Here is a 26,764-nt window from a genome sequence, read left to right as displayed (position 1 = left end):
CGCATGACCACTTGGCTACGCGCCAGTAACAAGACAGTCGGACTGTCACGGGGAACAAGAACCGGCGCTCATCGGGAGATATCGACGAGCGCCGGTCGAGGAATGCATGCACCACAATCTCAGATCAAGAATCGCGACGTTCGTCGTCGTACTGGCCATGTTGTTCGCCGGCGGTATGGCGTCCACCGCCCCGGCCGCGGCCGCGGAGAAAAGCCGCGTGGAGCGCTTGGCGGCCATCGCGCTAAAGGTGGCGCAGTATGCGAACTGCGACCGTCTGCCGCTGCTCGAACGGCCACGATGCCTCAAGGAGTTTGCTGGGAAGGCAGTCAAACTCGGCGCCGGTGTCGGTCTGTTCCTGTTCGTCACCCAGGACGCCATGAGGGACCACGGAGCGAGCTTCAAGGAGTTCGACAAGAACCTCAAGGCGCTGGAGACCCTCAAGCCGCTGGACCTGGTGGACCCCACCACCGCGCCTGACCCTGCGCAGCAGCTGAAGCTCCTGCAACAGGCTGTCAAGACCTTCAAGGCCGCCAAGCCCCACCTCGACAAGCTGGGTACCAACCTGGCCAAGGCGGATGATCTGCTGGGCGACCAGAGCGGCTCGCTGCTGACGCTCACCCTCCTGACCGTGGCGCTGGGGGACTACTTCCCGGACTACACACCCCCGAAGTACCCGGACGCGAAGCCGATCTTCGACTTCGAGAAGGACCTCGCCGAACTCAACGCCGCCTTCGACCAGATGAACGAAGGCTTCGCGCAGATGGACCGCGGCCTGAAGGAGATGAACGCGGGCGTCGCCGAGGTCAACAGGGGCCTGTCCCAGGCCAACAAGGGCATCTCCAAGGCCAACAAGGGCATGAAGGAGATGAACGAGGGCATCGCCCAGGCCAACAAGGGTGTCAAGGAGGCCAACAAGCACGTACCCGGCATCAAGAAGGGTGCCGAGAAGCTCCGCGACATGCCTGGGATCGACTTCGACTTCTCTCACATCGGGGACACCTGGGGGGCCGGCTCCTCAGGCCTGGACGAGGCCGAACAGCAGCGCAGGATGTCGTTGCTGCTGGACCTGCTGCCGGGAATCGGCGACGGCAAGGGTGTTGTCGAGGCCATCGTCGGCAAAGATGTGGTGACCGGTCAGAAGCTCGGCACCAAGGAACGAGTACTCGGAGGGCTGTCCGTCCTGCACTGGCTGCGGGCCGGCGACCGTCTCCTGACTGCCGAGGACGTCAGGAAGGCCCGCAAGGGCGAGGAAGCCGTCACCTGTAACAGCTTTCCCGGCGGAACCGCGGTGATGATGGCAGACGGCTCACGCCTGCCCATCGACCAGGTACAGGTGGGCGACCAAGTGCTCGCCGGTGACCCGGAGAGCGGACTTACGCAGGCCGAGCCTGTCACTGCCCACATCACCGGCCAGGGCCAGAAGAACCTCGTCGACGTCACGATACGTACCGACGAGGGCACTACCACGGTCACCGCGACCGAAGGACACCCCTTCTGGGTCGACGACCTCGAGGCGTGGGCCACGGCGGAGCAGCTGGAGCCGGGCGCGTGGCTACGCACCAGCGCGGGTACGCGCGTCCAGGTCAACGCGGTCAGGTCGTGGAGCGACCAGGACCGGACGGTTCACAACCTCACCGTCGCCGACCTGCACACCTTCTACGTGCTGGCCGGCGACACGCCCCTGCTGGTGCACAACGCGAACGGCTGCGGTGTATGGAAGTCCGGCTTCGACGCCCTTGCGAAGGGGAAGCAGCCACACGTCAAGGAGATGTCGAGCGTCGCGGAGATGCGCGGGGCGTTCGATAAGTGGACCGCCGGTGCACAGCGGCTGCCTGCCCGAGGGCCGAAGATCCCGGACGTCTACAAGCTTGCGGACGGAACGGTCATCCAGTGGCGTACATCGTCCCGGTCCGGCGGAGAGACGATTGACATCTTCCCGGTCACCGGCAAAGGAATGAAGGTGCATCTACCCGATGGACAATGAGGTCATCGTCCGTGAGCTCCTCGTCGAGGGTCTGGACGACTGGGTACCGGTGGACCGGCTGATCGGGCTGGCACGTGAGGCGGCCGAGCCGTCGAGCGGCGACTTCCGAGCCCTGGCCGGCGAGGTGCTCGCCGACGTGGTGAGGGGCGGCCTGATGGCAGTTGGAGAAATCGGCGACACCGGGTTCGAACCCTGGGCCGGTGACGACGACGCCGTCCTCCACCGGGTCGTCGCAGCACTCGACCGCGTCGCCTGGATCCCCGCGGGCGGCGTCTGCTGGCTCTCGAACACCCCGGAGGGGGACCGGCTGGCGTCCGGATGACACCCGGCTCCCGCCCGCCCTGACCGCGCGCGCCAACCGGCCGCGGCCCCGTGAGAACGACGGAGGACGCGCGTCTCAACGCCAAAGGTGCGCGCCCTGCCGGGCGCGCCCCGTCGTCAAGTGCCTGGAGGGCTCTTGCTCGTGGGCGCGTGAGGACACGGCAAGTTTGTGCAGGCCCTGGTCGCCCGGGATCCGCCCTTCCAACGCCTCGGCAGGGCGCCGCCGTCCGGATCGCACTCGACCAGCAGCAGCGGCGCCCACGAAGACAGCCGCCGTCGGCTGCGACGAGCTGGAGGGACGAGCGCGAGCGGCTGCTCGGCCGGGTCCGCTTCACGTTTGATACATTGATGTATCGGATACACCCATGTATTTAACGAGGGATGGGGCGTGACCATGGACGCCAACGGGACGGCCGCGCGGCGGCGCCGGGGCGCGGGAGCTGACCCGAAAGGCACGACCGGGCGCGTGACCAGGCGCCGCGTCCGGACGCGGGCGAACCTGCTGGACGCCGCGTTCGAGGTATTCGCAGCCAAGGGGTTCCGCGGGGTGGCGATCGAAGAGGTGTGTGAGGCCGCCGGCTACAGCAGGGGTGCCTTCTACTCGAACTTCGACAGCCTGGAGGGGCTGTTCTTCGCCCTCTACCAGCAGCGCGGCGACCTGATCGCCGATCAGGTCGCCGAGGCGCTGTCCATCGACGTCGGCCTCGACGTGTCCGCCGCCGTGGACCGCGTGACCGAGGCGCTGCCGCTGGACCGCGACTGGCTGCTGGTCAAGACCGATTTCCTGAGCCACGCGGCCAGGAACCCGATCGTGGCGCAAACGCTGTCGCAGCACCGGGCGCGCCTTCGGCAGACCATCGCGGACCAGCTGGCCCGGCCGGCCGCGGAAGGGGTCCTGCCGCCGGTCCTGGGCGACGCAGACGGGGCCGCGAGAGCGGTGATGACGGCGTACGAAGGCGTCACGGCGCAACTGCTCCTCGATGAAGACCCAGAAGGCGCCCGCGCGTGGCTCAGGCGGTTGCTGACCGGGCTGCTCACAGCCGGCAGCGCGCACACCGCGAGACCCGCACCCGACGACGCGGCGCGGTGAACGAACGCCCCCAAGTGCGAGACACCGCACCGCTCGCGGCGGACGTCCCCGAGGTCATGTCGGCCACCGGACCGACCGATCCGCCGCCCCGTTCCCGCATCCGTGTTCCGCCCGAACACCCGGCACCAGGCACGAGCGCCGGCCACCGAACGAACGAGCCCCAGAACACCGAACCCCTAAGGACACCACAGGATGACCTCCGGACCTCCCGCCGCCGCTTCCGAAACGCCGCAAGCCACCAAGCCGCACGGATTCACGGCCGAACTGCGCGACGCCGTCAGCATGCGCGGAGTGCTGCTCGTCGTCGGCGTGCTCGCCCTCCAGCTGGGGTTCGTCCTCTCCTACATCGGCGCTTTCCACGCACCGACTCCCCACCGCATACCGGTCGCGGTCGTCGCGCCCGCCCAGGCGGCCGACCGGGTCGTCGACCAGCTCAACTCCATGAAGGGTGACACCGTCAAGGCCCACACGGTCGGCAGCGAAGGACAGGCCCGCGCCCAGATCCTCGACCGCACCGTCGACGCGGCCGTCATCGTCAACCCCAAGGGCACCACCGACACCCTGCTCGTCGCCTCAGCGGGCGGCCCCGCGGTCTCCTCCACCGCGGCCCAGATCGCCCAGAGTGTCGAACAAGCCCAGAAGCGGCATATCACGGTGAGCGACATCCGGCCGCCGGCCGCCAGCGACGGCCGGGGCATGTCGTCCTTCTACCTGGTGCTGGGCTGGATTGTCGGCGGCTACCTGGCCGCCGCCATCCTCGGCATGGCCAGCGGCGCCCGCCCGGCGAACCTGCACCGCACCCTCATCCGCCTGGGAACCCTCGCCGTGTACGCCGTCCTCTCCGGCCTGGGCGGCGCGATCATCGCCGATCCGGTACTGGGCGCGCTGACCGGTCACTTCGCTGCTCTGTGGGCGCTCGGGTCGCTCATCGTCTTCGCCGCGGCCGCGACCACCGTCGCCTTCCAGGTGCTGTGGGGCATCCTCGGCATCGGCGTGACTATCGTCCTGTTCGTCGTCCTCGGCAACCCCAGCGCGGGCGGTGCCTACCCCGCCGCGCTCCTGCCTCCGTTCTGGCGGGCGATCGGCGACTGGCTGCCGCCGGGGGCCGGCACTACGGCGGTGCGCAACACGGTCTACTTCTCCGGCCACGCCCTCACCCAGCCGCTGGGGGTCCTCGGGCTGTACGCCGCTCTCGGCTCGCTGCTCGCCGTCATCGCATCCGCGCTCCACATCCGACGCACCCGGCAGAGGGACGTCGCGATCTGACAGAGCGGCACCGGGCGCCACTGACGGGCCGTCCGCGTGACGGCGACCGGGGTGAGCCGGGCCCACGGACGACGGCGGACCGCCACGCCCCGGCCAGGGCCGATGGGGCCGGTGCAGCCGACCCAGCGACCGAAGCGACTGAAGCGACCCAACCCAAGATTGCGACTTCCCCCGTCCGAGGGGGCAAGCGTGCGCTATCCAAGGTCGCTTCGGTCGCTGTTGCTTGCGGATGCGCTCGGCGCGGCGTTGCGCGAGCGGATGTAGCCGGCGCTCGCGGCGTTCTGCTCGTCGTGGCTGCGGTGGTTGGTGCCGTTGAGTGCGAAGTAGCGCAGGGCCGCGAATTCGGTCTCGATCCAGTGCAGCCAGGAACCGTAGGTCGGAAGGAAGACCAGATCGACCTGGTGGTCGGCCGCCCAGGCACGGACCTTGGCGTGCTTGTGCGGGGAGAAGTTGTCCACCACCAATACAGCTTCTCCTCGGGCCAGCGGGATCGCAGGGCTTTGAGGAGGTTGAGGAACTCGCACCAGCGCTTGCGGGGGCGGATGCGGTAGTACAGCTTGCCGGTGGTCAGATCGAGGGAAGCGAGCATGTGCAGCACGCCGTTGTAGCGGTGGTACATGGCCCCAGCCTGCGCGGACGCTTCACCGGCCCCCATGCCTTGCCCTTGCGGAGGGTCTCCCGGCTGATGGCCGGGGTCACCTTCTGCTGGATCAGGTGCTCGGCGAGCTTGCTCAGGCTTCAGGCGGAGACGCGGTGATCTTCCAGTCGGCGGGGGAGGTCCGGGCGATCAGGCAGATGTGCTCGCGCACCTGGTCACTGATCGTATGCGAGCGTCCGCCGCTCCATTTTGGGTCCAGCGCTCCAAGATCATGTCGTGAACACGGTCTGCTGGCCGACGAGCAGCACGTCGATTACCCGGCCAAGGATCTACCTCGTACCGACGGGCGGGTCGGCGTAGACGTCGTGCAGCATGCCGGTGGCCTGCCCGACTTCGATGAGATAGCCGTCCGGGTCGCGCAAGTAGCACCGCAGCTCGGCCTTGCGATCGATGGGTGGCGTGAGGAATTCGGCGCCCTTCGCACTCCACTCTCGGTGACATGCCTCGATGTCGGCGACGCGGAGGTTGAGGAAGCTGCTGACCGTGCTCGGGTCGGTGGGCGGGCGGAGGGAGACGTCTGGCTTGTCCGGGGTGGGGCCGCCGCCCGGGTTCATGATGATCCATCCGTTGGCGAGCTTGATGGTGCAGGGGTTCTCCTCGAGCACCATCTCACCGCCGAGAACGTCGGTGTAGAAGGCGCGAGATCGGGCGACGTCGGCCACCGTCAGAAAGTGAGTGAGGAGGAGCCCGGAATCCGGGGCAGGAAAACCATTACGGTGCATGCAAGGCCTCCAGGCAAATCAGATGTTTCCGTCCATAGTGGTGGATGGATGTTCGTGGGCAGGAATGAACACGGCCGGGAGGGGAGTCGGCCGTGCTGGCCGCCGGGCCCTCCGTTGCCCTCGAGCCCGTGCCGGCGGCCCGCCCGTGCCGGCGGCCCGGGCACTGGTCAGCTCACGTCGACGTAGTCGCCGCCGGACACGGCAGTGCCGGTGGTGGACGTGCCGCCGAATGCCCAACGCCAGGTGCCGTCCACGGACGCCGTAACGGTGGTCTTGAGGGCACCGGTGGTGCTCGCCTTCACCGTTTGACGCTGGTGTACGCCGTACTGCCTGCCTTGCGGAACTGGAGCTTGACGTACTGGCTGCCGTAACCTGCTTCACCCGGTCCGCGCGGATGAGGCTGCCGGTCACCGTGATCGCCTTCTCCTTCGTCACCGGCTCCGGCGCGGCGTTGACGCTCACCCGCGCTGCCCGCTTGACCTGGACGCCGCCGGGACCCGTGATGTACTCCTCGCCCTTGAAGTGGCCGGTCGGAATGAGGCACATCCGGAGGCCACTTCGTCCGGCGGGTCTATTACCTGGTCAACCATCCGAGCCGAGCCACTAGCAGCAGCGGCGCCCACGAAGACGACGTGGCGGGCAAAGTCCGCACGGAGACACTGCACCGCCCGGACTGGCCTTCCATGCGATGTCCGACGACACCGCCCGCCACCAGGTCAATGGCGCGCAGGTCGAACGAGGTCGGCAGGCCCGGGAGCGCTTCGAGCGCACCAGTCCGGTTCGCCCCGACCGTGAAGCGCATCGAGCACGCGAGGGAATTCCTCGACTTGGTCTCGGCCTGCCCTCGGTCGTTCGAAGGACAGCGGTGGCAGCGCCGCTCGGCGAACGGCCGACGTCCCACCCGGGTCAACTGTCTGTTGCTGGATGCCTTCGCGCTTCTGGCAGGGTGGGCAGGTGACGTCAGGGACCGCCGAGGAATTCACTGCCCACCGCCCCAGGATGTTCGGCCTGGCCTACCGGTTGCTCGGCTCCGCCGAGGAGGCGGAGGACGTGGTGCAGGACGCGTATCTGCGCTGGAGCGGCGCCGACCGTCAGGCGATCGAGCATCCGGGTGCCTGGCTCGCCAGGGTCGTCACCAACCTCTGCCTCAACCGGCTCACCTCGGCCCGTGTGCAGCGCGAGGCGTACGTGGGGCCGTGGCTGCCGGAACCGGTCTTCACGCAGGACGGTTCGCTCGGCCCCTTGGAGTCCGCCGAGCAGCGCGACGCCGTGTCGACGGCGTTGCTGGTGCTGCTGGAGCGGCTCACGCCGACGGAGCGTGCGGTCTACGTCCTGCGCGAGGCGTTCGACTACGGCCATCGGGACATCGCCGGAGTGCTCAACCTGAGCGAGGCCAACTGCCGCCAGCTGTACCGCAGGGCGGTCCAGCGGGTGGCGACGCCCGAGACTCGCTTCACACCGGCAGCGGAGCGGCAGCACGAGCTCGTCGAGTCCTTCGTCATGGCAGCTCGCGAGGGCGATCTGGCCGGACTGGAGGAGCTGCTCGCCAAGGACGTCACCTGGTGGAGCGACGGCGGCGGCAAGGTAACCGCGGCCCGGCGCCCTCTCGTCGGCCGGGAGACGGTTGTGCGGTTCCTGGTGAGCGGCGCGCAGCGGTTCGCGGGCGGCTTGGACCTCACGGTCGCCGAGGTCAACGGGGCGCCGGCGCTGGTGGCGCACGCGACGGAGCAGCTCATCGCCGTCGCCTCCTTCGAACTGCGCGACAGCGTCATCGCCCGGACGCGGGTTGTCGTAAACCCGGACAAACTCGCGTTCGCGGGCCGACAGTTCGCCGCGATGGCCCCCGGGGCGTGACCCACAGGTGAGTGCCGACACGAGGAAGCTGTCACATCTTTGGGTGTTCGTCGGTTCTCAGCGGATGGCGTGCGCTCCACCGGGGAGCGCACGCCCACCGAAGGGACGACAACTGCGATGACCACGATCCTGGTGACCGGCGGCACCGGAACGCTCGGCCGGCTCGTCACCGAGCGACTGCGCGCGGACGGGGCCGAGGTGCGCGTGCTGAGTCGGCACTCGCGGCCGTACGCCGTGGACCTGCGCGAGGGCACGGGGCTGGCCGCAGCCCTCGCGGGCGTGGACACGGTCGTGCACTGCGCGTCCAGCCCGCGCGGCGGTGACGAACAGGCGGCACGCCATCTGATCGAGGCGGCCCGCCGGGCCGGGGTGCGGCATCTGGCATACATCTCGATCGTCGGCGTTGACCGGGTGCCGCTCGGCTACTACCGGACCAAGCTCGCCGTTGAGGGGCTGATCGAGGAGTCGGGGCTCGGCTGGACGGTGCTGCGCGCGACACAGTTCCACGACCTGGTGCTGCAGCTCCTGCAGGGTTCGGCGAAGCTGCCGGTCATGCTGCTCCCGGCGGGGGTCGCCGACCAGCCGGTCGAGGTGGCGGAGGTCGCCGCCCGGCTGGCCGAGCTCGCAACCGGGGCGCCCGCGGGGCGGGTGCCGGACATGGGCGGCCCCGAGGTCCGTACGTTTCCGGAGCTGGCCCGGGCCTATCTGCGCGCGAGCGGACGGCGCCGTTCCCTGCTGAACGTGCGTCTGGCCGGCAAGGCCTACCACGGGTTCCGGGCGGGCGGGCATCTGACGCCGGAGCGGGCCGTGGGCAAGGTGACGTTCGAGCAGTTCCTGGCGGGGCGTTTTCCTGCGCGAGGCTGATGCCTTGGTGGGGGCGCGTGCCGTGCGGCGTGGAGGGCGTGTCGGCCCAGCCGGGGATGATCTTCGTGTGTCCGAGCGATTCCACGACATGGCTCGCGTCTCCGACCTCGGTCGTGGCGCGGTCGTGGAAGGTGCGGCGGTTGGCAGGTGCCACGCTCCAAATCGCCGGGGGTTCTTGTCCCGCCCCGCCGCCTGTCGTCAGGAAAACGGCTGGCTCAGGCTCTGCCTGGCGACCCCCCGCAGGGCCGCAGCAGGGCCCGAAGAGGGAATGCCCCTGTCAGCCCATGTCCCCAAGCCATCGGCCGCGGGGGGAACATGGGGTGACGGGGGCGCGGGGCAGGCCATCAGTGTGGCCAGTAGGCGGCCGGGGTGAAGGCGTGGAAGCCCTCGTGGTAGCCGGGGGAGAGGTAGCAGGGGTGTGGAGCCAGCGGGGAGCATCGACCCACAGGACGCGGAGGGCGACGTCAGCCAAGGCGCCGGTCCACACGATCCACAGGGCCGCCTCACAGTGAACCTGCGGCGCATCAATGCGCTCAGCGGGAGCGGGCTCAATACGGAGCCTTCACCGGCCACCGCGTCCGCGCGTACTCATTCAGGGAACTTCGCAGTGGTCCACGGGCCGTACCAGTCCAGCCAGGCGGCAAGACCTGGCTGGTAACTTGACCCCATGACGGTGGCATTGATCGACTCAGGACTTGGCCTCCTTTCCACTACAGGCTGGCTTCGGCACCTCGCCCCGGAACTCGATCTGCTTCTGCTTCTGGACCCTGACGGCGCCCCCTGGGGATCGAGAACTGCCTCCTTCGTCACGGACCGTCTGTTCACCGCCGCTCAATTGGCCGTCCAGCGGGGCGCGGAGGCCATCGTGGTCCCCTGCAACACCGCCACCGTCACCGCGATCGACGCCCTGCGCGAGAGGTTCGAACCGCGAGTACCCGTGATCGGAACCGTGCCCGCCGTGAAGTCGGCCGCGGCAACCGGCCAAGGCATCGCCGTGTGGGCAACCGTCCGGACCACGTCGAGTGACTACCAGGATCGCCTGATCGCGGACTACGCGAACGGCATGCCTGTCGCGCGTGTCGCGTGCCCCGGTCTGGCCGAGGCGATCGACCACGGCGACATGGCCGCAGCAGCGGAAGCGATCGCCGACGCGGCCGAGCGAACCCCCCAAAATTGCGACTCCGTGGTGCTGGGATGCACTCACTACTCCCTGGTGGCGCCAGAGATTTTGCAGAGCCTGCCCGCCGGAATCACCCTGTACGACAGCGCGGAGGCAGTCGCTCGCCAAACACTGCGGCGATTGGACCGAACCAGGGAATCGCACAGCACCATGGGCTCCATCGACGTGGTACTCAGCGGTCGCCGCGGAAACCTCCCGGCAGGCGCCCACGCCCACCCAGTGGGCCGCGCCCTTGACGCAGCAGGGCGGGTACCCCGCGAAATTCTCATCTCCGCCGCAACTCGCTCCCCGATGGCTGCACCGGCGATCTGAGCAGGCCCCAGATCCTCTGCACCTTCTCGGCCAGGCGTACAGCCACTCCGTTCGAGGCAGCCCCGGGTGATCACAGAGCGTGGCAACTACGTGATCGCCCAGGGCCTGTGCCTGTCTCGCGACAGGGCTCCCCACCGCGCCCATCTGCGCGACCTCTAAGCCACGTCAGAAGAGGGCACGCGGCCCTGTCCTCTCAGCTGCCCTGACCGGCATGGCACATGTCGTTCGACATCAGGCTGCTGACGCCGGTTCGGTGGAGGGACCGGCCCAAGTGCGGGTCAGCCACAGGCTGCCGTTGGGAATGGGGCTGGACGCGGGGGAGGGGTGAAGGTGAGGACCTCAGGACGGACCACATCGGTGATGTGAACGGCCCATGACCCTCAACTGTGAGATCAGGAAGGACTATGGTGTCGACCCGTGCCCGCCCGGTGGCCGTGGCGTCTCCAGGACCACCGTGGGGGTGTTGCCCTTCAGTTGCTGCCAGATCGTCACCAGCGCGACGAGCTGTGCCACGAAGAACGCGATGTGCACGGATGCGGTCCGCAGTTGGTAGAGGGATAGCAGCAGCCCGGCTCGGGTGGGCCAGTAGTGACGCTCGCGTCGGAAGGTGTCGATGTCCATGGCAATCCCGGTCAGCGTCAGGATCAGCAGGGTGAGCGCCAGGTCCAGTGCCCGCGTGCCGTGTGACTGACCGAGCGCGGCGACGCCTATGGAGTCCACCAGCCAGGGGACGGTATAGACGGTCCAGAGCCCGAACGCTCGCGCGGGGCCGCGCCGCCCGGGGAGCTGTCTCCAGAGTGCGCCCAGGATGAATCCGGCGCCCGCCCAGACGATCACCGAGGCCGCCGTAGAGGTGACGAGGTTGGCGACGCCATAGGGCTGCGCGTACGTCTCGCTCCAGAGTGGTCCCCGGATGTTGTTCGCCCAGGTCGTCACCGCTGTGGCGGGTACCGCGAGCCCGGCGGCGTACCGGGACGCGCGGCAGCCGTTCTCCCACCAGGTGGTTCCGGGGCCCCAGGCCAGCGCGAGTTCTACCGGACCCACCCCGTCTGGCATCCGCACGCGTTGGTGGGGCGTGGCAGGCTGCGGGGGACGCCATCGCTGCAGTCTGTCCAGTGCGCGTTCCAGTTGTCGGCGTTCGCCGTTTTGCTGGCCCTGCTCGAGGCGGCGCAGCTGGGCGTGCAGGTCTCGGTGGCGCCGGGCCGCCTGCATCAGATGCTGCCGGTCGGACTCCCGCACCGCCTCGTGCAGCGGCGCTCCCGACCCCACTCCCGGTGGCAGCTTGCGCTCCAGTACCGCGCGGCGCCGACCGAGGGCCAGCAGCCCGCACAGCGCCAGCCAGCCGGCAGTCAGCGTCAGGACTGGCAGCTGAACCCCCGCGTACCACCCAATGAACGGCATTACGATGACGATGTAGAACAGCACGAGGGCTGTCCGTTCCGGTGGGGACGGAACAATGCCGGATGCTCCGGTCCCCGACATCCGTGCCCGCAGCACGGCCAGGATCGCCAGGCCCGCGCCCCACTTCCACACCGTGTCGCAGACCCATTCGGGCCAGTAGGCGGCGAAGAAGTTCACGTAATTGAAGACCGAGTCCAGGTGCCGTTCCCCATATGCCACGTCTGTGGTGCGGGCGCTGAGCCAGCTCGCCCGTTCCCATGTGATGTGCCCCGCCCAGGCCCCGGCGGCGGGCAGCGCGGCGGCGAGGAGAGCCAGGACGCCGAGGAGGGGCAGGGGGAAGTGGCCGAGGGAGACCGGTGCGGCTGACGGCCGGAACGGGGAACGCCACAGCCTGACTCCGGAGGCGGCCACCCCCACGAGCCAGATGAAGACCGTGCAGGCGCAGGCGGCTCCGGACCAGTACATACCCCCGCGGGCAGTGAAACGCTGGAGGCCCTCCAGGTCCGAAACCTGCAGCCCGAACAGGCCGGGGAGGACGAGGACCGCAGTGATGCCCACCGTGGCCATCGCAACTGCGCCGACGGCGAGTCGGCGGGGCCGTCCGAAGGCACACAGCGCGAGCCCTCCCAGAGTCGACACGCTCAGCTGAATGGCGGTTTCGTGCTCGCCCACGTTCAGGACGTTGGCCCACTGCACGGGCACCAGCACCACCAGCAGCAGTGCCAGGAGCCACAGACCGCGTAGCGCTGCCTTCTCCGCCGGGCCTGCCGTCGGGGGCAGCGAGGCCAACAGGTGCGGCGGAACTGCTGGTTGCCGAAAGCGTAGCAACACGGCCACCAGGGCCACGAAGAACACGGCGTCCCAGGTCACCCAGCCAAGCTGCGAAAGGAACGTCCACGGCGGGTCGCTCCAGCGCGTTGTCAGAGCCTTCACTGCCGGCGGCTGGAGCCTGATCCGAACCTCGGGCGGTGCGCTCCCGGGCTTTCCCCGTAACCAGACCAATTGGGTGGCGGAGCCCTCAGTTGGCGGTGGGGACACGAGCCGGGCGGCCCGACCGCCCAGCCGAGCCTCGACCCGCTCCCATTGGGCGGACCGCAGCGCCGTGGGTACCTGGAGCTCCACGGTCCACAGCCGTTTACCCACGGCCAGCCGCCAGGGGCCGAAGTCCCGGTCTCCCTGGGTGTAAACGACGGTCGCAGTCCGCTGCTCAACCGTGATCCAGCGCGCCTCTGCGCTGACCTCCGGCGGATGCGTCTGCTGCTCGTTGTAGCGGTAGAGCGACGTGTCCGGCTCGCGGAGCAGGCACCGCATGGCCGTCCGGTAGCGCTCGGTGTCTCCGTTCAGCAGCAGATCGGGTGCCCACTTCCAGGTGGCGGGCGCCCGAACCGTGAAACGGCTGTCGGCCCGCGTGTAGTTCTCGCCGTCGTGAGTGAACGTCACGCGTGCGATGACCCGTGCCGTCCTCAGGCCGGCCGCGGCGCACTCATCAGTATCGGCTGGCGCTGCGTGCGCTGGGGCCAGCGCACCTCCGAGGGATATCCCCAACAGTACGAGAGCCACCCGTAACCACAGCCGCATTCGCCCCATCGGCCAGCCCCCTCAGACGTCGGCCCACTCGCCCGCCGCCTCCAACGCCCCTGCAGGAGCCCAGGCGGCGGCCCGCACGCAACCAGAGACATATACAGCCCACGGTCCCCGCGCCGCCTCGGAACCGTGTGATTCGTCCCTGACATTCAGCACGTGCCTCGCATCCGATACGCCCGGCTTCGACCGCGAGAAGCACCGCCGACGCAACCCCGGCGAGAGGTGCTTCAACGCCCTCAAGCGCTTCCCCTCCATCGCGACCAGATAAGACAAGACCGCCACCTCCTACGTAGCAGCGGTCAGCTTGGCGTCGTTCCTCATCTGGGCGAGATCCGTTTGAAGAAGGACCCCAGTACTGCAGCCGTCTTCGGCGTGACTGGTTGCCAGGCGGGTAGTCAGTCTGGTTCTGGGTCGGAACCTTGGCGATGACAGGACCTGGACGGCATCTGAGCGAGTTGCACGGCCGATGCGTGCATCGGTTTGCACGGAGTGAGCCGCGGGAGTCGGCGACGGCCTACATGCCAGATGTTCGGCCGCGCCAAACTCCCACTCCTCTGTACCGTGTCCTCGCCACGGCCACCCGCCCTCTACACCGGCAGCAATCGCCGAACCGGCCCGGTGATCCTTGAGCGCGTCCACCGGCACCCATTGAGACGGCACGCTTGACGGCGTCTACAGGCCCCGGGGATTGGCGCGGCGGTGGGGGCGTTGCCGCAGCAGGGCGGGCAACCACGGCGCGGCACCGAGGACGGCCAGCAGCGACAGCAGCGGTATGGGCCACGATGACGAGACAGTCGTCGGCGGTGGCGAAGCGGCGCGCGGCACCCAGGGACGTGCCGTCTTCGACCACGCCAGGAACGCGTCGCCGATGGGGAGCAGGCCGGCGGCATAGCGTTTGGTCCACGGGGTGTCGACCGGCAGGCCCACGAGTTCGGAGTAGTTGGCCAGTGCCGCAGCGAGCGGGGCGTCGTGGTGAACCTGGGCCGCGCCGATGGTGACCACGCTCGCCGACAGGCTCACGCCGAGGGGGAGTGGGCCGGAGTCGATGTCGGCCGGGCCGTCCATGCCGTCGGGGTACTCCCGCACGGCTGGCCCGAGGCCGAGTGGCCAGGTCACGTACTGGCCGCGGAAGCGCCGGTACTGGTCGTCGGCGAAGGCGGGATCCACCTCGGGGAGGAAGCGCTGGATGATGCTCTGTGAGCTGCCCCTGGCCACCTCCAACGGTTCACCGGTGGAGGCGTCGACCTGGTGCGGGAGCAGTCCGGTTTGCGCGTCGAGGCGCTGCCGTACGCCCCGTAGCCAGCGCTGGACAGTTTTGTCGAACCGGGGCGGCAGCAGTGTGTCGTGCAGCCGCAGGGACGCCATCGCCACGGTGGAGTCGACCGGCCATGCCTGCCCGGCGTAGGCGGGCAGGTAGGGCGACGGTGAGGCATCGAATGCCGAGCCGAGGGCGGCGGAATCGTTGACGAATCGCCGCAGTTCACTGCGCTGGCGTTGCCCGGCGGGCTGCAGGCTCAGTACGCCGCCGCGTAGCCAGTTGCTCCAGCCGCGGTAGAAGACTCCGTACGGTGGGACGAGGTTGGGGCTGAACGGGGCGCGGCCGGCTGGCGAGTCGAGCTGGTGCAACGCCCAGCGTGCCTCCCGCAGCGCCTTGGCCTGCTCGCCGGCCGGATCGCGCAACCCGATCTCGACCCAGCTCAGGCCGTACAGCGCGTGCAGGAAGAAGTACCCCTCCGGGAATTGCCGTTGTGCCTCGTCACCGGCCTGACTGTTCAACTGTGCCCGGAGGAAGGCCAGCTGCCGCAGGACCCCGGGCGGCTCCCCCGTCGTTCCCGTGGTGGCGGGCGCGACCAGCCGCACCGCACTCATGACGGCGCAGAGGCTGACCACGACCGCGACCACGCGACGCAGCCAGCGCAGGTATCCGCGAGCTGGTGACGGTGAAGGCGCGGTGGTGCCCCCGGCTGCCGCGGTCCCCGGCCCGTGATCGGACTCCGGATCCGTTCCTGCTCTCATGGCCAAGTCCGGGGTCACCTTGTCTCGTTGGGGCAGCGGCTCGCCGAGGGACTGCCTTCCGCTGCGTCGGATTCACCCTGCGCGTGCGTGTGCGCCCAAGGCACGGCTGCCACGGTACTGCAACCGTGTTTAGACACAATGCGGAGACTGCGTTGGTGATGTTGGCGGGGTGCTGACGACTGTGCCGATGGGTGCTTGCCTGGTTGGGAGCGGGAGCGGGAGCGGTGTCGGCGGTTGGGGTGGTCGTGATGTCGTTGCGGCCGGGGAGTCATCAGCGGATCCCGGTCAGGACGGTGCGAACGACGTGAGTTCTGAGATACGCACAGGTCTGATGAGGTCCCTGACCACCGGTCCCGGAAAGAATCTGGGTAATCGAGTTGGTGTGCAGGCAGCGTCTTGAACTGCGCTGATCGCTGCAGGTCTGCCTGTGGCCAACGCGCCTGGGACATGCTGACCTGCGGTGCCGGACGCCCCACTCCGAGCCCACCGACTCCTCCTCGGGTTTCTCAGGCTCCAGGTGCAGGTCTGTACACGTGGTACGCCCGGCGACGATCGTCTCGATGTCCGCCATAGTGCCAGCACTGGGCAGGCCCGATTTCTGCGACTTGTTGGCACCGGTACCGGGTGCCTTTTCACCGTCCCCGCCGGGGGAGCTGCTGCCCTGTCAGGCGCTCACCGCCGCCAGCGCCAGCACAGCCGCCCCATCGACCACCGTCCGCCGAAATCGAATGTCCCTCTATTCCCCCTCTATCGCTCCCACGCCAGGGTCACGACGGGAACCCGCACAATGCTCCCAGCCCCAACGCTTCTCCATTCAGGTGCCGTTGCCAGAGAGAAGCTTCGAACGACGCCTCGAAGATCAAGTCACAACGGCAGAAATCCGCGCAACCGGATGAGCACGGCGCCCGGCCTCAGAAGGCGCCGCTTACCCCACACCGGGCGAGGCCATGTCGATACCGGCCATGCCTGGCTATGCCTTTCAACGCCGGCTCCGCCGCTGCCGCGCACGCTTTCGACAGCCACCTCGTACGGCGGGCCAGGCCTTCGTCGGGCACTGGTGAGCCGCATCCCGGTGAACCTCCCGTTGTCGACGAAGCGCCACAGCCAGGCGCGCGGCGCCCCCTCGGCGGCGGTCTGGCTGTGAATGACTTCTCTGGCCCCACCCGAACGAGTCCTGTGGCCCGTGCGGCTTGATCGGGGCCACCGCACTGGACCAGGCCCGGGCCGCGGGGAAGTTCACCCCGGTGCACGACGCCTGGTGGGAAGCCACCAGCCACGCGCACGGCGACGCGGCCGGCACCCGCGCACTGATCGAAGTCCTGCTGCTGCACCGGCACATGAGCCACGACCACGTCGTCGCCGGGATCGCCGCCGCCCTGCGGGCCGGGGCCCTGACCTCGGACGCGGTCGCCCTGGAAGCACGCCGGGCCGCCGAACACGAGACCCCGAGCCAGGCCGGCCCGGACACGGCACTCGGCTGGATCGCCTCTCCGGTGGTCTCGCTGACAGCGCGCCGACTGGCCGCACTGCCGCCGGACGCGCGGCCGCTGCCGTCAGTGGCCGCCTACGACCAACTCCTGCGTCACGCCCGGCCATCGGCTGGGCCTCCCACCAGCTGAAGGAGTCCCGCCATGAGCGTCACCCGTCACCGCGGCCTGACCGAACCGGCTGCCGACGCCGCCATCGACGCGGCTTGCCGCAACCTGCGGCTGCCCACGATGCGCAGCCAGTTCTCCGAGCTCGCCGACGCCGCGGCCCGCGACCAGATGACCTACCGCGGGTTCCTGGCCGAGTTGTTGATGGCCGAATGCGACGACCGCAACCGCCGTCGTTCCGAGCGCCGGATCAAAGCCGCAGGCTTCCCCCGCGAAAAAGCACTGCGCACCCCGGCTCTGCGCGGCCATCGTCGACCGCCTCACCTTCGGCGGCAACATCATCGAGACTGGCAGCGGCTCCTACCGGCTCGCGCGCACCCGCGTCCGCGCCGAACAGCAGCAGACCGCGAGTTGACCACCACGCAGCTGGGCCTGCGTGAACAGCCTCAGGGCTCTCGGATTCCCGACTACCCCTTCGCGCGGCGGCGCAGCCAGACCCCGACTGATCCGGAAACCGGACCAAGCCGCCGGCGGCGCCTTTCGGCGCCCATGCTCAAGCTTCTGCTATTCACTCCCCACCGGGTCCATCACCTCGGGCATAGAAGGATTCGACCCCGTGCCACGCGGACGGGCCGCCCAGTGTCCGGGCAAGGTGTTCCTGCGACGTATCGAGCGAGCGGCGAGCCGCGTTGACGAACTTCAAGTGCGCCTCGTGCAACCCGCTGTGGATCGGCCGGAGTTCTTCGAGGTCTGTCGGCTGACGACCGTGGAAGAGGATGGTGAACTCCTCGATGATGTCGCAGAGCTGCTCGGCTGCCGTGATGGCTTCCCGGCTTGCCACCAGGCACATCGATTGCAGCGCGGCGTTGAACGGTTCCCATACGACGGCAGGCCGGCGCTTGTCGAGGAACGCATGGCGGAGCTCCATCTCCACGGTGCCGAATGCCTGCAGGAACTTCTCGTAGGCGGTCGTCCTCGACTCCTGAAGCCACTGCCGGTTCTGGCTGCGGCGCCCGACGATGCCGCCTGCGATGACACCCACGATGGTGGCGGCAACGCCACCGGCGGTGGATATCAAGAGCCCCCATGGGACAGCCACGTCACGTCTCCCTCACGGCTGTGTGTCACCTTCGCCAGCGGTCCTGGACTGGACGTTACGGGCTAAGGCGATCGTCTGCTCCACGCTTCCTGGGCGTGGCTGATCACGAGGATCCCATCTGACCGGTCCAGTTCACACTCCGTCAACGGCCCGCCAGGGCCGACGAAGGCTTAGCGCCGGTCTTCGCCCCGGCTCGCAGGCCAACCCTGCAACACCAGGCATCTGCCTACTGACACCGCGGCCAGAAAGAGGGCCTCGCTCGGCTCTCACGGCTGGTGGAGCCAATCGACTCGTTCACAGCGGGCCCCGAAGATCGCTAACCGGGGCCAGAAGACTCGTTCCCCTGGGGCCAGAAAACTCGTTCGAAGCCAGCGGGTCCTTACCTCGCCTGGGCGCTGTCCTCTCTGCTGCCCTGCAGCCCCCTGCTGAGCAGCGTCTTTCGGCGTGGGGTCTTGGTTTGTGCTTCTCCTCAGTATGTGTTCTTTGATCCCAGGCCCGGTCTGCCGGAACGAGCGCGGTGTTGCTTTAATGCGTCGTGATCTTCGGCATCGCGTTGAGCCAGGGGGACGTGGGACGTGGGAATGAATCCAGTGCTGAAGCTCTGGGGCAACATCCTGGGCTGCGGTTTCTTCGTGGCGTTCGTTGTTGTCGGCATAGCGAATCCGCTCGTCGAGGGAACGTGGCGATGGCTGGGCATCGTGTGCGGGGTGTTGGGGGTTCTGGGCCACTGGCGGGGCGCCCGACTGGCGAGGCAAGAGCAACTGGAACGCTGACCGCGGCCAATCTTCGGGCGCGTTGCGAGAGGGGGGCCTGCGTCCGGCCGAGGGAGGGCCCCGGTGGCGCGCGGTGGTGACTTACACCGGCCGGCGGTTAGAAGCTATGTCACATCCTCTTTCGGCAGGTCACAGCGTCATGAAGCGAGGTCGTAGCTGGCTTGCCGTTCGGTTGGGCGCCGATGCACGGGCAGGCGAACGGCAGCTAGGGATTTTCAGGCGGCTGCCGCGAGGGTGGCCGACGGCCCAAGTGCCGACGTGGAAGCTCCGGCTAGAGATGACCAACGCGGGCCGCAAGCGCGGCGTCACCGAAGACGCCGAACGACTCCACACGCTGTTCCGCCAGCCCGTGGCCCGCCAGCGGCCCGCGGTCGAGGAAGCCATGGGCATCCAGGCCAAGGCCTTACTCGGCCGGCTGAACGCCGTCTGCAAGGCCGTCGACGAGCTCGCCAAAGCCGTTGAGCGGACCTTCCGCACCCACCCCGAGGCCCCCATCATGCTTCGGAGATGGCCCCGTTCTACGAGGAGCTCCGGAAGACCCTGGTGTCGGGGCAGGGAGCGTGCGCCGTGCTCACGTCCACAACCCCTTTTTGTCGCTCTCACAGGAAATCGTTGCTTCTCACCGCCGGCCGCAGCGCCGTACGTTCCCCATACGCCGGCGTCGCTGGGCATGGCCTGCGGCGCAGCAAGGCGTCTCGTCCTTCGATCGCCAGGGATGTCACATGGAACTGACCTATCGTCGTGGCGGCGCCCGCCGTCTCGACCGTACTGGTACCGGCCGACCGTACAAGCGTTTCGCGGTGCGCCCGCAGACGACGCTCATCGGTGCGGAGATCCAGGGCCTCGACCTCGTGGTCCCCCTCGACGGCGAACAGAGAACCGAGGCGCGCGCGTAGCGAGTGGAAGGTTCTGTTCTTCCGCGGCCAGGACGTCACTCCCGACCAGCACCTCGATGTCGCCAGGATCTGGGAGGAGCCCGAGGCCACCCCCCTTTTCCCGACCGGTGACATCACCACCAGCTCCCGCCTTGCCAAGGATGCTTCCGTTGCCGGTATGGAGAACCACTGGCACTCGGACCCACTCCTTCCTGGCAGAGCCGGCGCGCGGTTCGGCGCTGCGAGCCGTCGAAGTACCTGATGTCTCCGGGGACACCATGTGGGTGGCTGTGTCAGTCCCTGTGGGAGTCGTTTCACGGTGACTTCGGGAGTCGTTGTGGCGAGATGGATGTGATCAATGTCAGCGAGTTTTGATGTCACTCGCGGAGTCGAGGCTTCCCAACACGGTGGGCATTCTGGCTCTCTGCCGGCCTCACGGGCCGGTTTCCCTGGAGACCGTGCTGCTCTTCGCCGCCCGCGCCCCTGTGGACTGGCCGACCCGAGTAGGGGATAGCGCAACAGGCCGGTCAGGGCCGGGGTGTGCCCTGTCGGCCCTCACGGGGAGAGGGCCGAGGGCGTATCCATGACATAGACCCCAGCGGTGCTCCGCAGGAGCTCGGGACGCTCTCAGAAGCACCCGACCCGTTGGACGCCTCGGACACGGCCCCGGGGCGGCAGAGCCTTCTTTGGGGAGACAGGCGTCTGTGTGTCCCTGGTCAGGCGCTCACAGGCCCTGATCAGGGACATTCCAGCGCCCGTGGTTCCCTGATCGGTGCAGGGTGGTCGCGTACCTGTTTTGTGCCGGGCAAGCCAGGCAGTGGCGAGTCCCGTGGGCAGTAGGGTGCAGTTACCGAGGGCATTGCGTGCGCCGGTGGCCGTGCTGGCGCCGTTCTCGGTGAACGACAATGCCAGGCCGGTGAGACCGCGCCTGGAGGCAGGTTCACGTCATGGAACCGACTGCCGATCATTCCGCGACCACCGCGATGCGCCCCTCCTCACCACCGCAGGTCCGGCTTTCGCTGGCGCCGTACGAAGCCCTCCCGGGTGGACTCGACGGTGCCTGGTGGCCGCACTCCCACAATCTCATCGACGAACTACCCCTTTTGGTGGAAGCGATGGAGGGGGCAGGCAGCTTTACCAGGGTCACTGTGGGGATCGAGCTGTGGCCCGATGTCCCGCACCAAGTCGCCGTGGGCGAGAACCTCGTGACCGCGGGGTGGTTCGTGTCCGGTCACGAGCAGAACGAGATCTTGCTCTGCTCCTATCGCGAGGGGTCTCGCACCTTGCTCGTCATTCCTCCCGCAACGGAGGCCGACACTGCCGCCTGGCTGATGAACACCCCCGCTCCGGTCGATGGCAGCAACACCGCCACCGAACTGCTGGCGATCGCGAAGACACGGTTCACAGTGCCGGAGGTTCGCGCTGGCTGAGCCCGTTCAGCGGGCCTCGGCTCGTTCCGCCTGGGCCTTGGTATGGGCGAGGCGGTAGGACTCGGTGCCGGTCTGGATGATGGCGCCGTTGAAGGTCAGCCGGTCGACGATGGCCGCGCAAAGCCTGGGGTCGGTGAACGTCTTGGTCCATCCGGAAAACGACTCGTTGGAAGCGATCGCGACGCTGTTCTTCTCCTCCCGCTCGGTCAGAACCTGAAACAGCAACTCCGCGCCGCGACGGTCCAGCTCCATGTAGCCGAGCTCATCGATGCATAAAAGATCAACGCGGCCGTAGCGGGCGATGGTCTTCGACAACTGCTTGTCGTCGGCCGCCTCGACCAGCTCGTTGACGAGCTTGGTGGCCAGCACATAGCGGACCCGGTAGCCGTTCATCGCCGCCTCGGTGCTCAGCGCGATCAGCAGGTGGGACTTGCCGGTGCCGGAGTCCCCGATCAGGCAGAGCGGCTCGCCCTTCTTGACCCATTCGCAGGTGGCCAGCGTGTTGATCGTGGCGGGGTCCACGTTGGGGTTGGCCTCGAAGTCGAAAGCCCGCAGGCTCTTGTCCCGGGGAAAGGAAGCGGCCTTGATCCGGCGCTCGGAACGGCGCCGGGCCCGGTCGTCGCACTCGGCCATCAGCAGTTCTGCGAGGAAGGCCCGATACGACATCTGATCGCGGGCGGCGCCGTCGGCGAGATCGGGGAACTGCTGGCGGATGGACGGCAGCCGGAGCATGCGGCATGCCTGGTCGATGGACGCGGTGGCGGCTTCCTCGGTCAGTCCGCGTTTGCGTGGGTTCATGATCCCTCTTTCTCACGCCCGGCCGTGCGGCCTTGGCGGTGCAGGAGCTGGTCGTATTGGGCCACCGACGGCAGCGGCCGGGTGTCGGGCGGAAGATGGGACAGCTTCCAGTCGGACAGGAAGGTGACCGTGGCCGTCGGGCCCTCGGTGCACTGTGCGGAGCGGGCCCGTGCCGGTGCCTCGCCGGTGTCGCCTTCGGCGACCTTGCGGGCTTCGAGTGCAACGGCGTCCGCAGTCAGGGCGCTAGCCCGGTGGGCGGCGGCCAGTCCCGCAACGACGTGTTCGTGTTCCATGTGCCGGGCCAGTAGCAGCACCTCGATCAGTGCGCGGGTGCCGGCGGCCTCGCCGTGGGCGGCGCGGGCGGCGGCCCACCACTTGTCGTGGACCGGGGTGAAGCGGCCTGCTGAGCGGGCCTGTTCCAACGGCGTCGAGCCCGGGAAGGCCCCGGGCTTGCGGAGCAGGGCTTCGAGGTAGTGGTCCAGGACCAGGCGGGAGCCGCCGCGACCACTGAGACGTTCGTGGCGGGCCACTTCGGTGCGGCCGTCATAGACGACCAGGTCGTTGGCGTGCAGCAGGACCCGCAGCTGGCGGCCGATGAACCGCACCGGGACGGAGTAGGCGTTGCTGCGAACGGTGACCTGCCCGAAGCGGTTGACGCGAGGAGTGAACCACCGGCCGGTCTCGAACACCTCGCGCGGCAGCGGCCGCAGCAGCGGCTGTTCCTGAGCGAAGTACTCGCCGACCGTGCGGGTGCGCGAGCGCAGCCGACGGCCCTCGTCGGCCAGGTCCCACCCATCGACCAGCTCGTTCAGCTCGGCCAGCGAGGTGACCTCGGGAACGGGGACGAAGTGGTTTCGGCGGAAGTAGCCGATCTGCCCCTCGACCCCGCCCTTCTCGTGAGCGCCCTCGATACCCGGGCGGCTAGAACGCATCGATGCCCCAGTGGGAACGGAACGCCGTCCAGCGGTCCGTCTCCACCCGGGCCCGGGAGAAGCCCAGGACCCGCTCGACCGCGGCCCGCAGGTTGTCATAACGGATCCGGCCCCGCGGGATCCCGCCCAGCACACGGAAGGCGTGCACGTGCACCTCGAAGAAGGCTTCCTGACCGCAGGAGGCGAACACCCGGTGCACTGCCTTGCCCGAATACGACAGCCGCAGCGAGAACAGATAGACCCGGGTCGGCACCCCGGCCAGCACGATGTGCACGTCCCCGAAGTCGACTTCCGCTTCCGCCCCCGGCAGATGCGTCTGCGGGACGAACATCGCCTCCGGCCCCACCCCTGCCTGCCGGCGGATCTCCTTGCGACGCTCCTTCACATAGACACGGACCATCGGATACGAGATGTCATCCGCCTCGTGTCCCTCGACCAGCCGGTCGAAGATCCGCTGAGCGGTGTGCCGCTGTTTGGCTGGCGCATCCAGGTCGGCCCGCAGCATCCCGTCGACCAAGGGCTTGTACGGATCGAGCCTGGATTCCTTGCGCCGCTGCCTCTTGCGCGGCTCCGGCCATTGACCATCCAACGCCCGCCGAACCGTTCTCCACGTCACGTTGTGCCTGCGCTGCAGCGCCCGCAGCGACATACCCAGCCGGTGATCCTGACGGATCGCGGCGTACAGATCGACCTTCGACTGCGAGTTCCCCATGAGGCCCCCAGCGGGATGAGCACACTTCACCGTCCCACCGCAAGCCTCCAACTGACGTCAAAACAAACCGACATCGCAAACTCGGTCAGATGGTGACTCCCACAGTCACTTCGAAACGACTCCCCAAGCCACGTACATAGCCAATGTGGGTGTGTATGGCGGCCGCCTACGACAATCTCCCGGAGGACTTGAGGAAGCTCATCGGCGGTCTTGACGTCCGAGCTACTGGCCTACCTGCGGTACCAGGCGCGCACTCCCGAGTACCAGGTCCGCTTCCGTTGGGAGCCCGGATCGATGGCGATCTGGGACAACTGGGCCGTACAGCACTACGCGATCAACGACTACTACCCCAACCGCTGGGTGATGGAACGGGTCGCCATCGCCGGGAACGGCTGGTTCACGGCTGCTTGACAGGACCCTGGCCGGAATGGCCTCTCCCAGAACGGGGCTCGGGCCCCGAGGCCAGGAGGCATGGCGCCGGGGACGGAGGGTCCCCGGCGCCCTATGAGTGGATGTCCCGGTGTCGGCCTCGGCAGCACGGTCGAGGTGAGCTGTGCCAACGCGGTCAGCCGCTCTGCACCGAGGCACGCAGCTCGCGCTTGACGCCGGACCTCGGTTCTTTCTGTCCGCCGCGTCGTCTCAAGGGCGGTTGCGCAGGACGGGGAGCAGTGCGTCGAGCACGGAGGCGTCCTCGATGGTCGCGGGCACCGGCTCGTCCCGGCCGTCGGCGATGCCGCGCATTGTCTTGCGGAGGACCTTGCCGGAGCGGGTCTTCGGCAGTGCCGGGACTACCGCAACGTCGCGGAAGGCCGCGACGGGGCCGACGTCGCGCCGGACGGCCGCCACGAGTTCGGTGCGCAGCTGCTCTGGGTCCGGGTCCGCGCCGGACTTGAGAACGACGAGTCCGTAAGGCACCTGTCCCTTAAGGTTGTCGGGGATGCCGATCACGGCGCATTCGGCGACCGCTGGATGGGTGGCCAGGGCGGCCTCGATGGCACCGGTCGACAGGCGGTGTCCGGCGACATTGATCACGTCGTCGGTACGGCCCATGACGAAGAGGTAGCCGTCGTCGTCGAAGTAGCCGGAGTCGCCGGTGTGGTAGTAGCCGGGGAACCGGCTGAGGTAGGACTCCACGAACCGGTCGTCGTCGTCCCACAACGACTGGAGCGCGCCCGGGGGCAGCGGCAGCCGGATCGCGATCTCGCCCTCCCGGCCGGGCAGCAGCGGTCGTCCGTCGTCGTCCAGGATCTGCACGTCCCAGCCGGGGACGGGCACTGTGGCCGAGCCCGGCTTGACGGGCATCGCCTCCAGGCCACGCGGGTTCGCCGCGATCGCCCAGCCGGTCTCGGTCTGCCACCAGTGATCGGTGACCGGGACGCCGAGAGCCTGCGAGGCCCAGTGGTAGGTCTCCGGGTCGAGACGTTCGCCGGCGAGGAACAGCGAGGTCAGGGAGGTGGTGTCGTACTTGGCGAGCTCCGCGCCGGCCGGATCGGCCTTCTTGATCGCCCGGATCGCGGTCGGCGCGGTGAAAATCGCCTGCACGCCGTACTCCTGGACCACTCGCCAGAAGGCGCCCGCGTCAGGGGTACCGACGGGCTTGCCCTCGTAGACCACAATCGTGGCGCCGACCAGCAGCGGGCCATAGACGATGTAGCTGTGGCCGACGACCCAGCCGACATCCGAGACGGTCCAGAAGACGTCGCCGGCGTGGATGTCGTAGATAGCACCCATCGACCAGGCGAGCGCGACCGCGTGCCCGCCCGCGCTGCGCAGCACGCCCTTGGGGCGGCCGGTCGTGCCGGAGGTGTAGAGGATGTAGAGCGGATCGGTGGCCGCGACCGTGACCGGCTCCACGGGCTGCGCACCGGGCACGACGTCGGCCCAGTCCACATAGCCGGCGCCCAGATCGGCCCTGAGGGTCTCGCGCTGGAGCATAAGGGTGTGCTCGGGCCGGTGGGAACTGAGCGCAAGTGCCTCGTCCAGGATCGGCTGGTAGGCCACCACGCGGTTGGGCTCCAGCCCGCAGGAGGCGGCGACGACCAGCTTGGGACGGGCGTCCTCGATCCGGGTGGCGAGCTCCTTGGGCGCGAACCCGCCGAACACCACCGAGTGCACTGCGCCGATCCGGGCGCAGGCCAGCATCGCCATCACGGCCTCGGGGACCATCGGCATGTAGATGACGACCCGGTCGCCCCTGCCGACACCCAGTCCGGTCAGGGCACCGGCGAGACGTGCCACCTCGTCACGCAGCTCGCGGTAGCTGAACGACCGCTTCCCCGGGACCATCGCCGAGTCCCAGATCAGTGCCGTGCGCTCGCCGGCTCCGTTCGCAACATGCCGGTCCAGTGCGTTGGCGCAGGTGTTCAACTCGCCGTCCGGGAACCAGCGGTAGAACGGCGCGCCACTGTTGTCGAGGGCACGCGACGGCGGCACCGTCCAGTCGACCAGCCGCGCCGCCTCCAACCAGAAGCCTTCTGGATCGGTAAGGCTCCGGTGACGGCTCTCCCTGTAGGTTCCCACTGTCGTACTCCTCTGATCTCAGCCCCGCCGCTGCACGGGGAGCGCGGACGCAGTTCGCGTTCCATGATCCCGCCGGCGCCGGACATCGATGCCGGTTTCGGTCCTTGAAGCCGGTTCTAGCTGCCCGACGCCGTGACCGCACGGTCTTCGGTCCCGTGGCGCGTCCTGTGCAGCCGGGCGCGACCGGGGGCCGCTCCGCCGGGTGACACGCAGCGCCCCGCCACCACACGCGGCAACCCCGCATGGAGTTCCGGGCAGCCGGTCACAGGGCCGCCGCGCGCCATCGGTTCAGCCGTGGGGCAGGATGACAGCGCGTCCGTTGATCCGGCCCTTGTGCAGCCGCTCGTAGACCAGGGGTGCTTCATCGATCGGGTACGTCTCCACGTGCGCCTGGACCGCTCCGGCCCGCGCCAGGTTGAGTACCTCGATCAGCTCTGAGCGCGACCCCCAGTACGGCGCGCTGACGGACACCTCGTGCGGTAGCAGGCCGAAGCCGACCGGCAGGGCTCCGCCGCCGATGCCGACAAGGCTGATCTCGCCCTCGATCGCCACGCACGCGCCCGCGGTGGCAACGGGGGGCGGGGCGCCGACGAAGTCGAAGACGGCCTCGGCACCCAGCCCGGCGGTGAGTTCGCGGACCTTGGCGGCGGCCGAGGCGTCGGAGACCACGGCCTCGTGGGCCCCGACCTCGAGAGACCAGCTCGAGCTTGGCCGGTGCCACGTCCAGGGCGATCACCCGCGCGGGGGCGCCAACGCGGACAGCGGGGTACTCCAACAC

Annotated in this window: 21 protein-coding genes and 3 pseudogenes; 14 read left to right on the top strand and 10 right to left on the bottom strand. The window is 68.6% G+C overall.

What is annotated here, in order from left to right:
* Nucleotides 1–106 precede the first annotated feature (106 nt).
* The 4 genes from OG966_RS01300 to OG966_RS01285 all read left to right on the top strand — a co-directional run bounded on the left by OG966_RS01300 (nt 107) and on the right by OG966_RS01285 (nt 4,661).
* Nucleotides 107–1,984 carry a polymorphic toxin-type HINT domain-containing protein gene (locus OG966_RS01300; protein ID WP_326647444.1) on the top strand — a complete coding sequence of 626 codons (1,878 nt, stop codon included), beginning with the start codon at nt 107–109 and terminating at the stop codon, nt 1,982–1,984.
* Complete coding sequence (locus tag OG966_RS01295; protein ID WP_326647443.1) at nt 1,974–2,306, top strand: hypothetical protein; 333 nt, start codon at nt 1,974–1,976, stop codon at nt 2,304–2,306. The genes OG966_RS01300 and OG966_RS01295 overlap by 11 nt, the downstream gene beginning before the upstream one ends.
* A gap of 393 nt (nt 2,307–2,699) precedes the next feature.
* Entirely contained in the window at nt 2,700–3,395 is a 696-nt protein-coding gene (locus OG966_RS01290) for a TetR/AcrR family transcriptional regulator (RefSeq protein WP_406733997.1), read from the top strand.
* Between the two features lie 192 nt (nt 3,396–3,587).
* Entirely contained in the window at nt 3,588–4,661 is a 1,074-nt protein-coding gene (locus tag OG966_RS01285) for a DUF3533 domain-containing protein (RefSeq protein WP_326647441.1), read from the top strand.
* Nucleotides 4,662–4,855: 194 nt separating this feature from the next.
* On the opposite strand, the gene OG966_RS01280 is transcribed toward OG966_RS01285, so the two are convergent.
* The 3 genes from OG966_RS01280 to OG966_RS01270 form a co-directional block, all read right to left on the bottom strand.
* Nucleotides 4,856–5,122: a transposase gene (locus OG966_RS01280; protein WP_326647440.1), complete on the bottom strand. Its 267-nt coding sequence runs from the start codon at nt 5,120–5,122 to the stop codon at nt 4,856–4,858.
* Between the two features lie 466 nt (nt 5,123–5,588).
* Nucleotides 5,589–6,041, bottom strand: a complete 453-nt coding sequence (locus OG966_RS01275) for a VOC family protein (protein ID WP_326647439.1) — start codon at nt 6,039–6,041, stop codon at nt 5,589–5,591.
* Nucleotides 6,042–6,208: 167 nt separating this feature from the next.
* Nucleotides 6,209–6,343 carry a hypothetical protein gene (locus OG966_RS01270; RefSeq protein ID WP_326647438.1) on the bottom strand — a complete coding sequence of 45 codons (135 nt, stop codon included), beginning with the start codon at nt 6,341–6,343 and terminating at the stop codon, nt 6,209–6,211.
* Nucleotides 6,344–6,729: 386 nt separating this feature from the next.
* On the opposite strand from OG966_RS01270, the gene OG966_RS40645 reads away from it, so the two are divergent.
* From OG966_RS40645 to OG966_RS01250, 4 genes are all read left to right on the top strand, one after another.
* Nucleotides 6,730–6,999: a DUF6192 family protein gene (locus tag OG966_RS40645; protein WP_406733472.1), complete on the top strand. Its 270-nt coding sequence runs from the start codon at nt 6,730–6,732 to the stop codon at nt 6,997–6,999.
* A complete protein-coding gene (locus tag OG966_RS01265) occupies nt 6,996–7,895 on the top strand; it encodes an RNA polymerase sigma-70 factor (protein ID WP_326647436.1) in 900 nt (299 codons plus the stop codon). Before OG966_RS40645 ends, OG966_RS01265 begins: the two co-directional genes overlap by 4 nt.
* A 117-nt stretch (nt 7,896–8,012) precedes the next feature.
* Nucleotides 8,013–8,759, top strand: coding sequence for an SDR family oxidoreductase (locus tag OG966_RS01260; protein WP_326647435.1), 747 nt, complete (start codon nt 8,013–8,015; stop codon nt 8,757–8,759).
* Between the two features lie 667 nt (nt 8,760–9,426).
* Nucleotides 9,427–10,251, top strand: coding sequence for a glutamate racemase (locus OG966_RS01250; protein ID WP_326647434.1), 825 nt, complete (start codon nt 9,427–9,429; stop codon nt 10,249–10,251).
* Nucleotides 10,252–10,653: 402 nt separating this feature from the next.
* Here the strand turns inward: OG966_RS01250 and OG966_RS01245 are convergent, their stop codons facing one another.
* Both OG966_RS01245 and OG966_RS01240 read right to left on the bottom strand, forming a co-directional pair.
* Nucleotides 10,654–13,230: a DUF6185 family protein gene (locus OG966_RS01245; RefSeq protein ID WP_326655036.1), complete on the bottom strand. Its 2,577-nt coding sequence runs from the start codon at nt 13,228–13,230 to the stop codon at nt 10,654–10,656.
* A 678-nt stretch (nt 13,231–13,908) separates the two neighbouring features.
* Nucleotides 13,909–15,252: a hypothetical protein gene (locus OG966_RS01240; protein ID WP_326647432.1), complete on the bottom strand. Its 1,344-nt coding sequence runs from the start codon at nt 15,250–15,252 to the stop codon at nt 13,909–13,911.
* A 1,190-nt stretch (nt 15,253–16,442) separates the two neighbouring features.
* On the opposite strand from OG966_RS01240, the gene OG966_RS01235 reads away from it, so the two are divergent.
* Together OG966_RS01235 and OG966_RS01230 are read left to right on the top strand one after the other, a co-directional pair.
* Nucleotides 16,443–16,871: a hypothetical protein gene (locus OG966_RS01235; RefSeq protein WP_406733477.1), complete on the top strand. Its 429-nt coding sequence runs from the start codon at nt 16,443–16,445 to the stop codon at nt 16,869–16,871.
* Between the two features lie 12 nt (nt 16,872–16,883).
* A pseudogene (locus OG966_RS01230) lies at nt 16,884–17,135 on the top strand (ATP-binding protein); the annotation flags it as partial.
* A 280-nt stretch (nt 17,136–17,415) separates the two neighbouring features.
* Here the strand turns inward: OG966_RS01230 and OG966_RS01225 are convergent.
* Nucleotides 17,416–17,946 carry a hypothetical protein gene (locus OG966_RS01225; protein WP_326647430.1) on the bottom strand — a complete coding sequence of 177 codons (531 nt, stop codon included), beginning with the start codon at nt 17,944–17,946 and terminating at the stop codon, nt 17,416–17,418.
* A 575-nt stretch (nt 17,947–18,521) separates the two neighbouring features.
* Here OG966_RS01225 and OG966_RS01220 point away from each other — a divergent pair.
* The 3 genes from OG966_RS01220 (at nt 18,522) to OG966_RS01210 (ending at nt 21,024) form a co-directional block, all read left to right on the top strand.
* Nucleotides 18,522–18,719, top strand: a complete 198-nt coding sequence (locus OG966_RS01220; RefSeq protein ID WP_326647429.1) for a hypothetical protein — start codon at nt 18,522–18,524, stop codon at nt 18,717–18,719.
* A 722-nt stretch (nt 18,720–19,441) separates the two neighbouring features.
* A complete protein-coding gene (locus OG966_RS01215) occupies nt 19,442–19,615 on the top strand; it encodes a hypothetical protein (protein WP_326647427.1) in 174 nt (57 codons plus the stop codon).
* A gap of 926 nt (nt 19,616–20,541) precedes the next feature.
* Nucleotides 20,542–21,024: a DUF5994 family protein gene (locus OG966_RS01210; protein WP_326647426.1), complete on the top strand. Its 483-nt coding sequence runs from the start codon at nt 20,542–20,544 to the stop codon at nt 21,022–21,024.
* 6 nt (nt 21,025–21,030) lie between these two features.
* Here OG966_RS01210 and istB read toward each other — a convergent pair whose 3' ends face one another.
* Both istB and istA read right to left on the bottom strand, forming a co-directional pair.
* Nucleotides 21,031–21,822 (bottom strand): IS21-like element helper ATPase IstB, encoded by a 792-nt coding sequence (gene istB / locus OG966_RS01205; RefSeq protein ID WP_442806650.1) that lies wholly within the window; start codon nt 21,820–21,822, stop codon nt 21,031–21,033.
* Nucleotides 21,819–23,466 (bottom strand): annotated as a pseudogene (gene istA, locus OG966_RS01200) (IS21 family transposase). Before istA ends, istB begins: the two are co-directional and overlap by 4 nt.
* Before the next feature lie 210 nt (nt 23,467–23,676).
* Here istA and OG966_RS01195 point away from each other — a divergent pair.
* Complete coding sequence (locus tag OG966_RS01195; RefSeq protein WP_442806649.1) at nt 23,677–23,877, top strand: TauD/TfdA dioxygenase family protein; 201 nt, start codon at nt 23,677–23,679, stop codon at nt 23,875–23,877.
* Between the two features lie 228 nt (nt 23,878–24,105).
* Here OG966_RS01195 and OG966_RS01190 read toward each other — a convergent pair whose 3' ends face one another.
* Nucleotides 24,106–25,986 (bottom strand): propionyl-CoA synthetase, encoded by a 1,881-nt coding sequence (locus tag OG966_RS01190; protein ID WP_326647425.1) that lies wholly within the window; start codon nt 25,984–25,986, stop codon nt 24,106–24,108.
* Nucleotides 25,987–26,274: 288 nt separating this feature from the next.
* A pseudogene (locus OG966_RS01185) lies at nt 26,275–26,734 on the bottom strand (zinc-binding dehydrogenase); the annotation flags it as partial.
* Nucleotides 26,735–26,764: the final 30 nt, after the last annotated feature.

The organism is Streptomyces sp. NBC_01750, from assembly GCF_035918095.1.
GTDB lineage: Bacteria > Actinomycetota > Actinomycetes > Streptomycetales > Streptomycetaceae > Streptomyces.
This window is presented reverse-complemented; position numbering and strand designations above follow the sequence as displayed.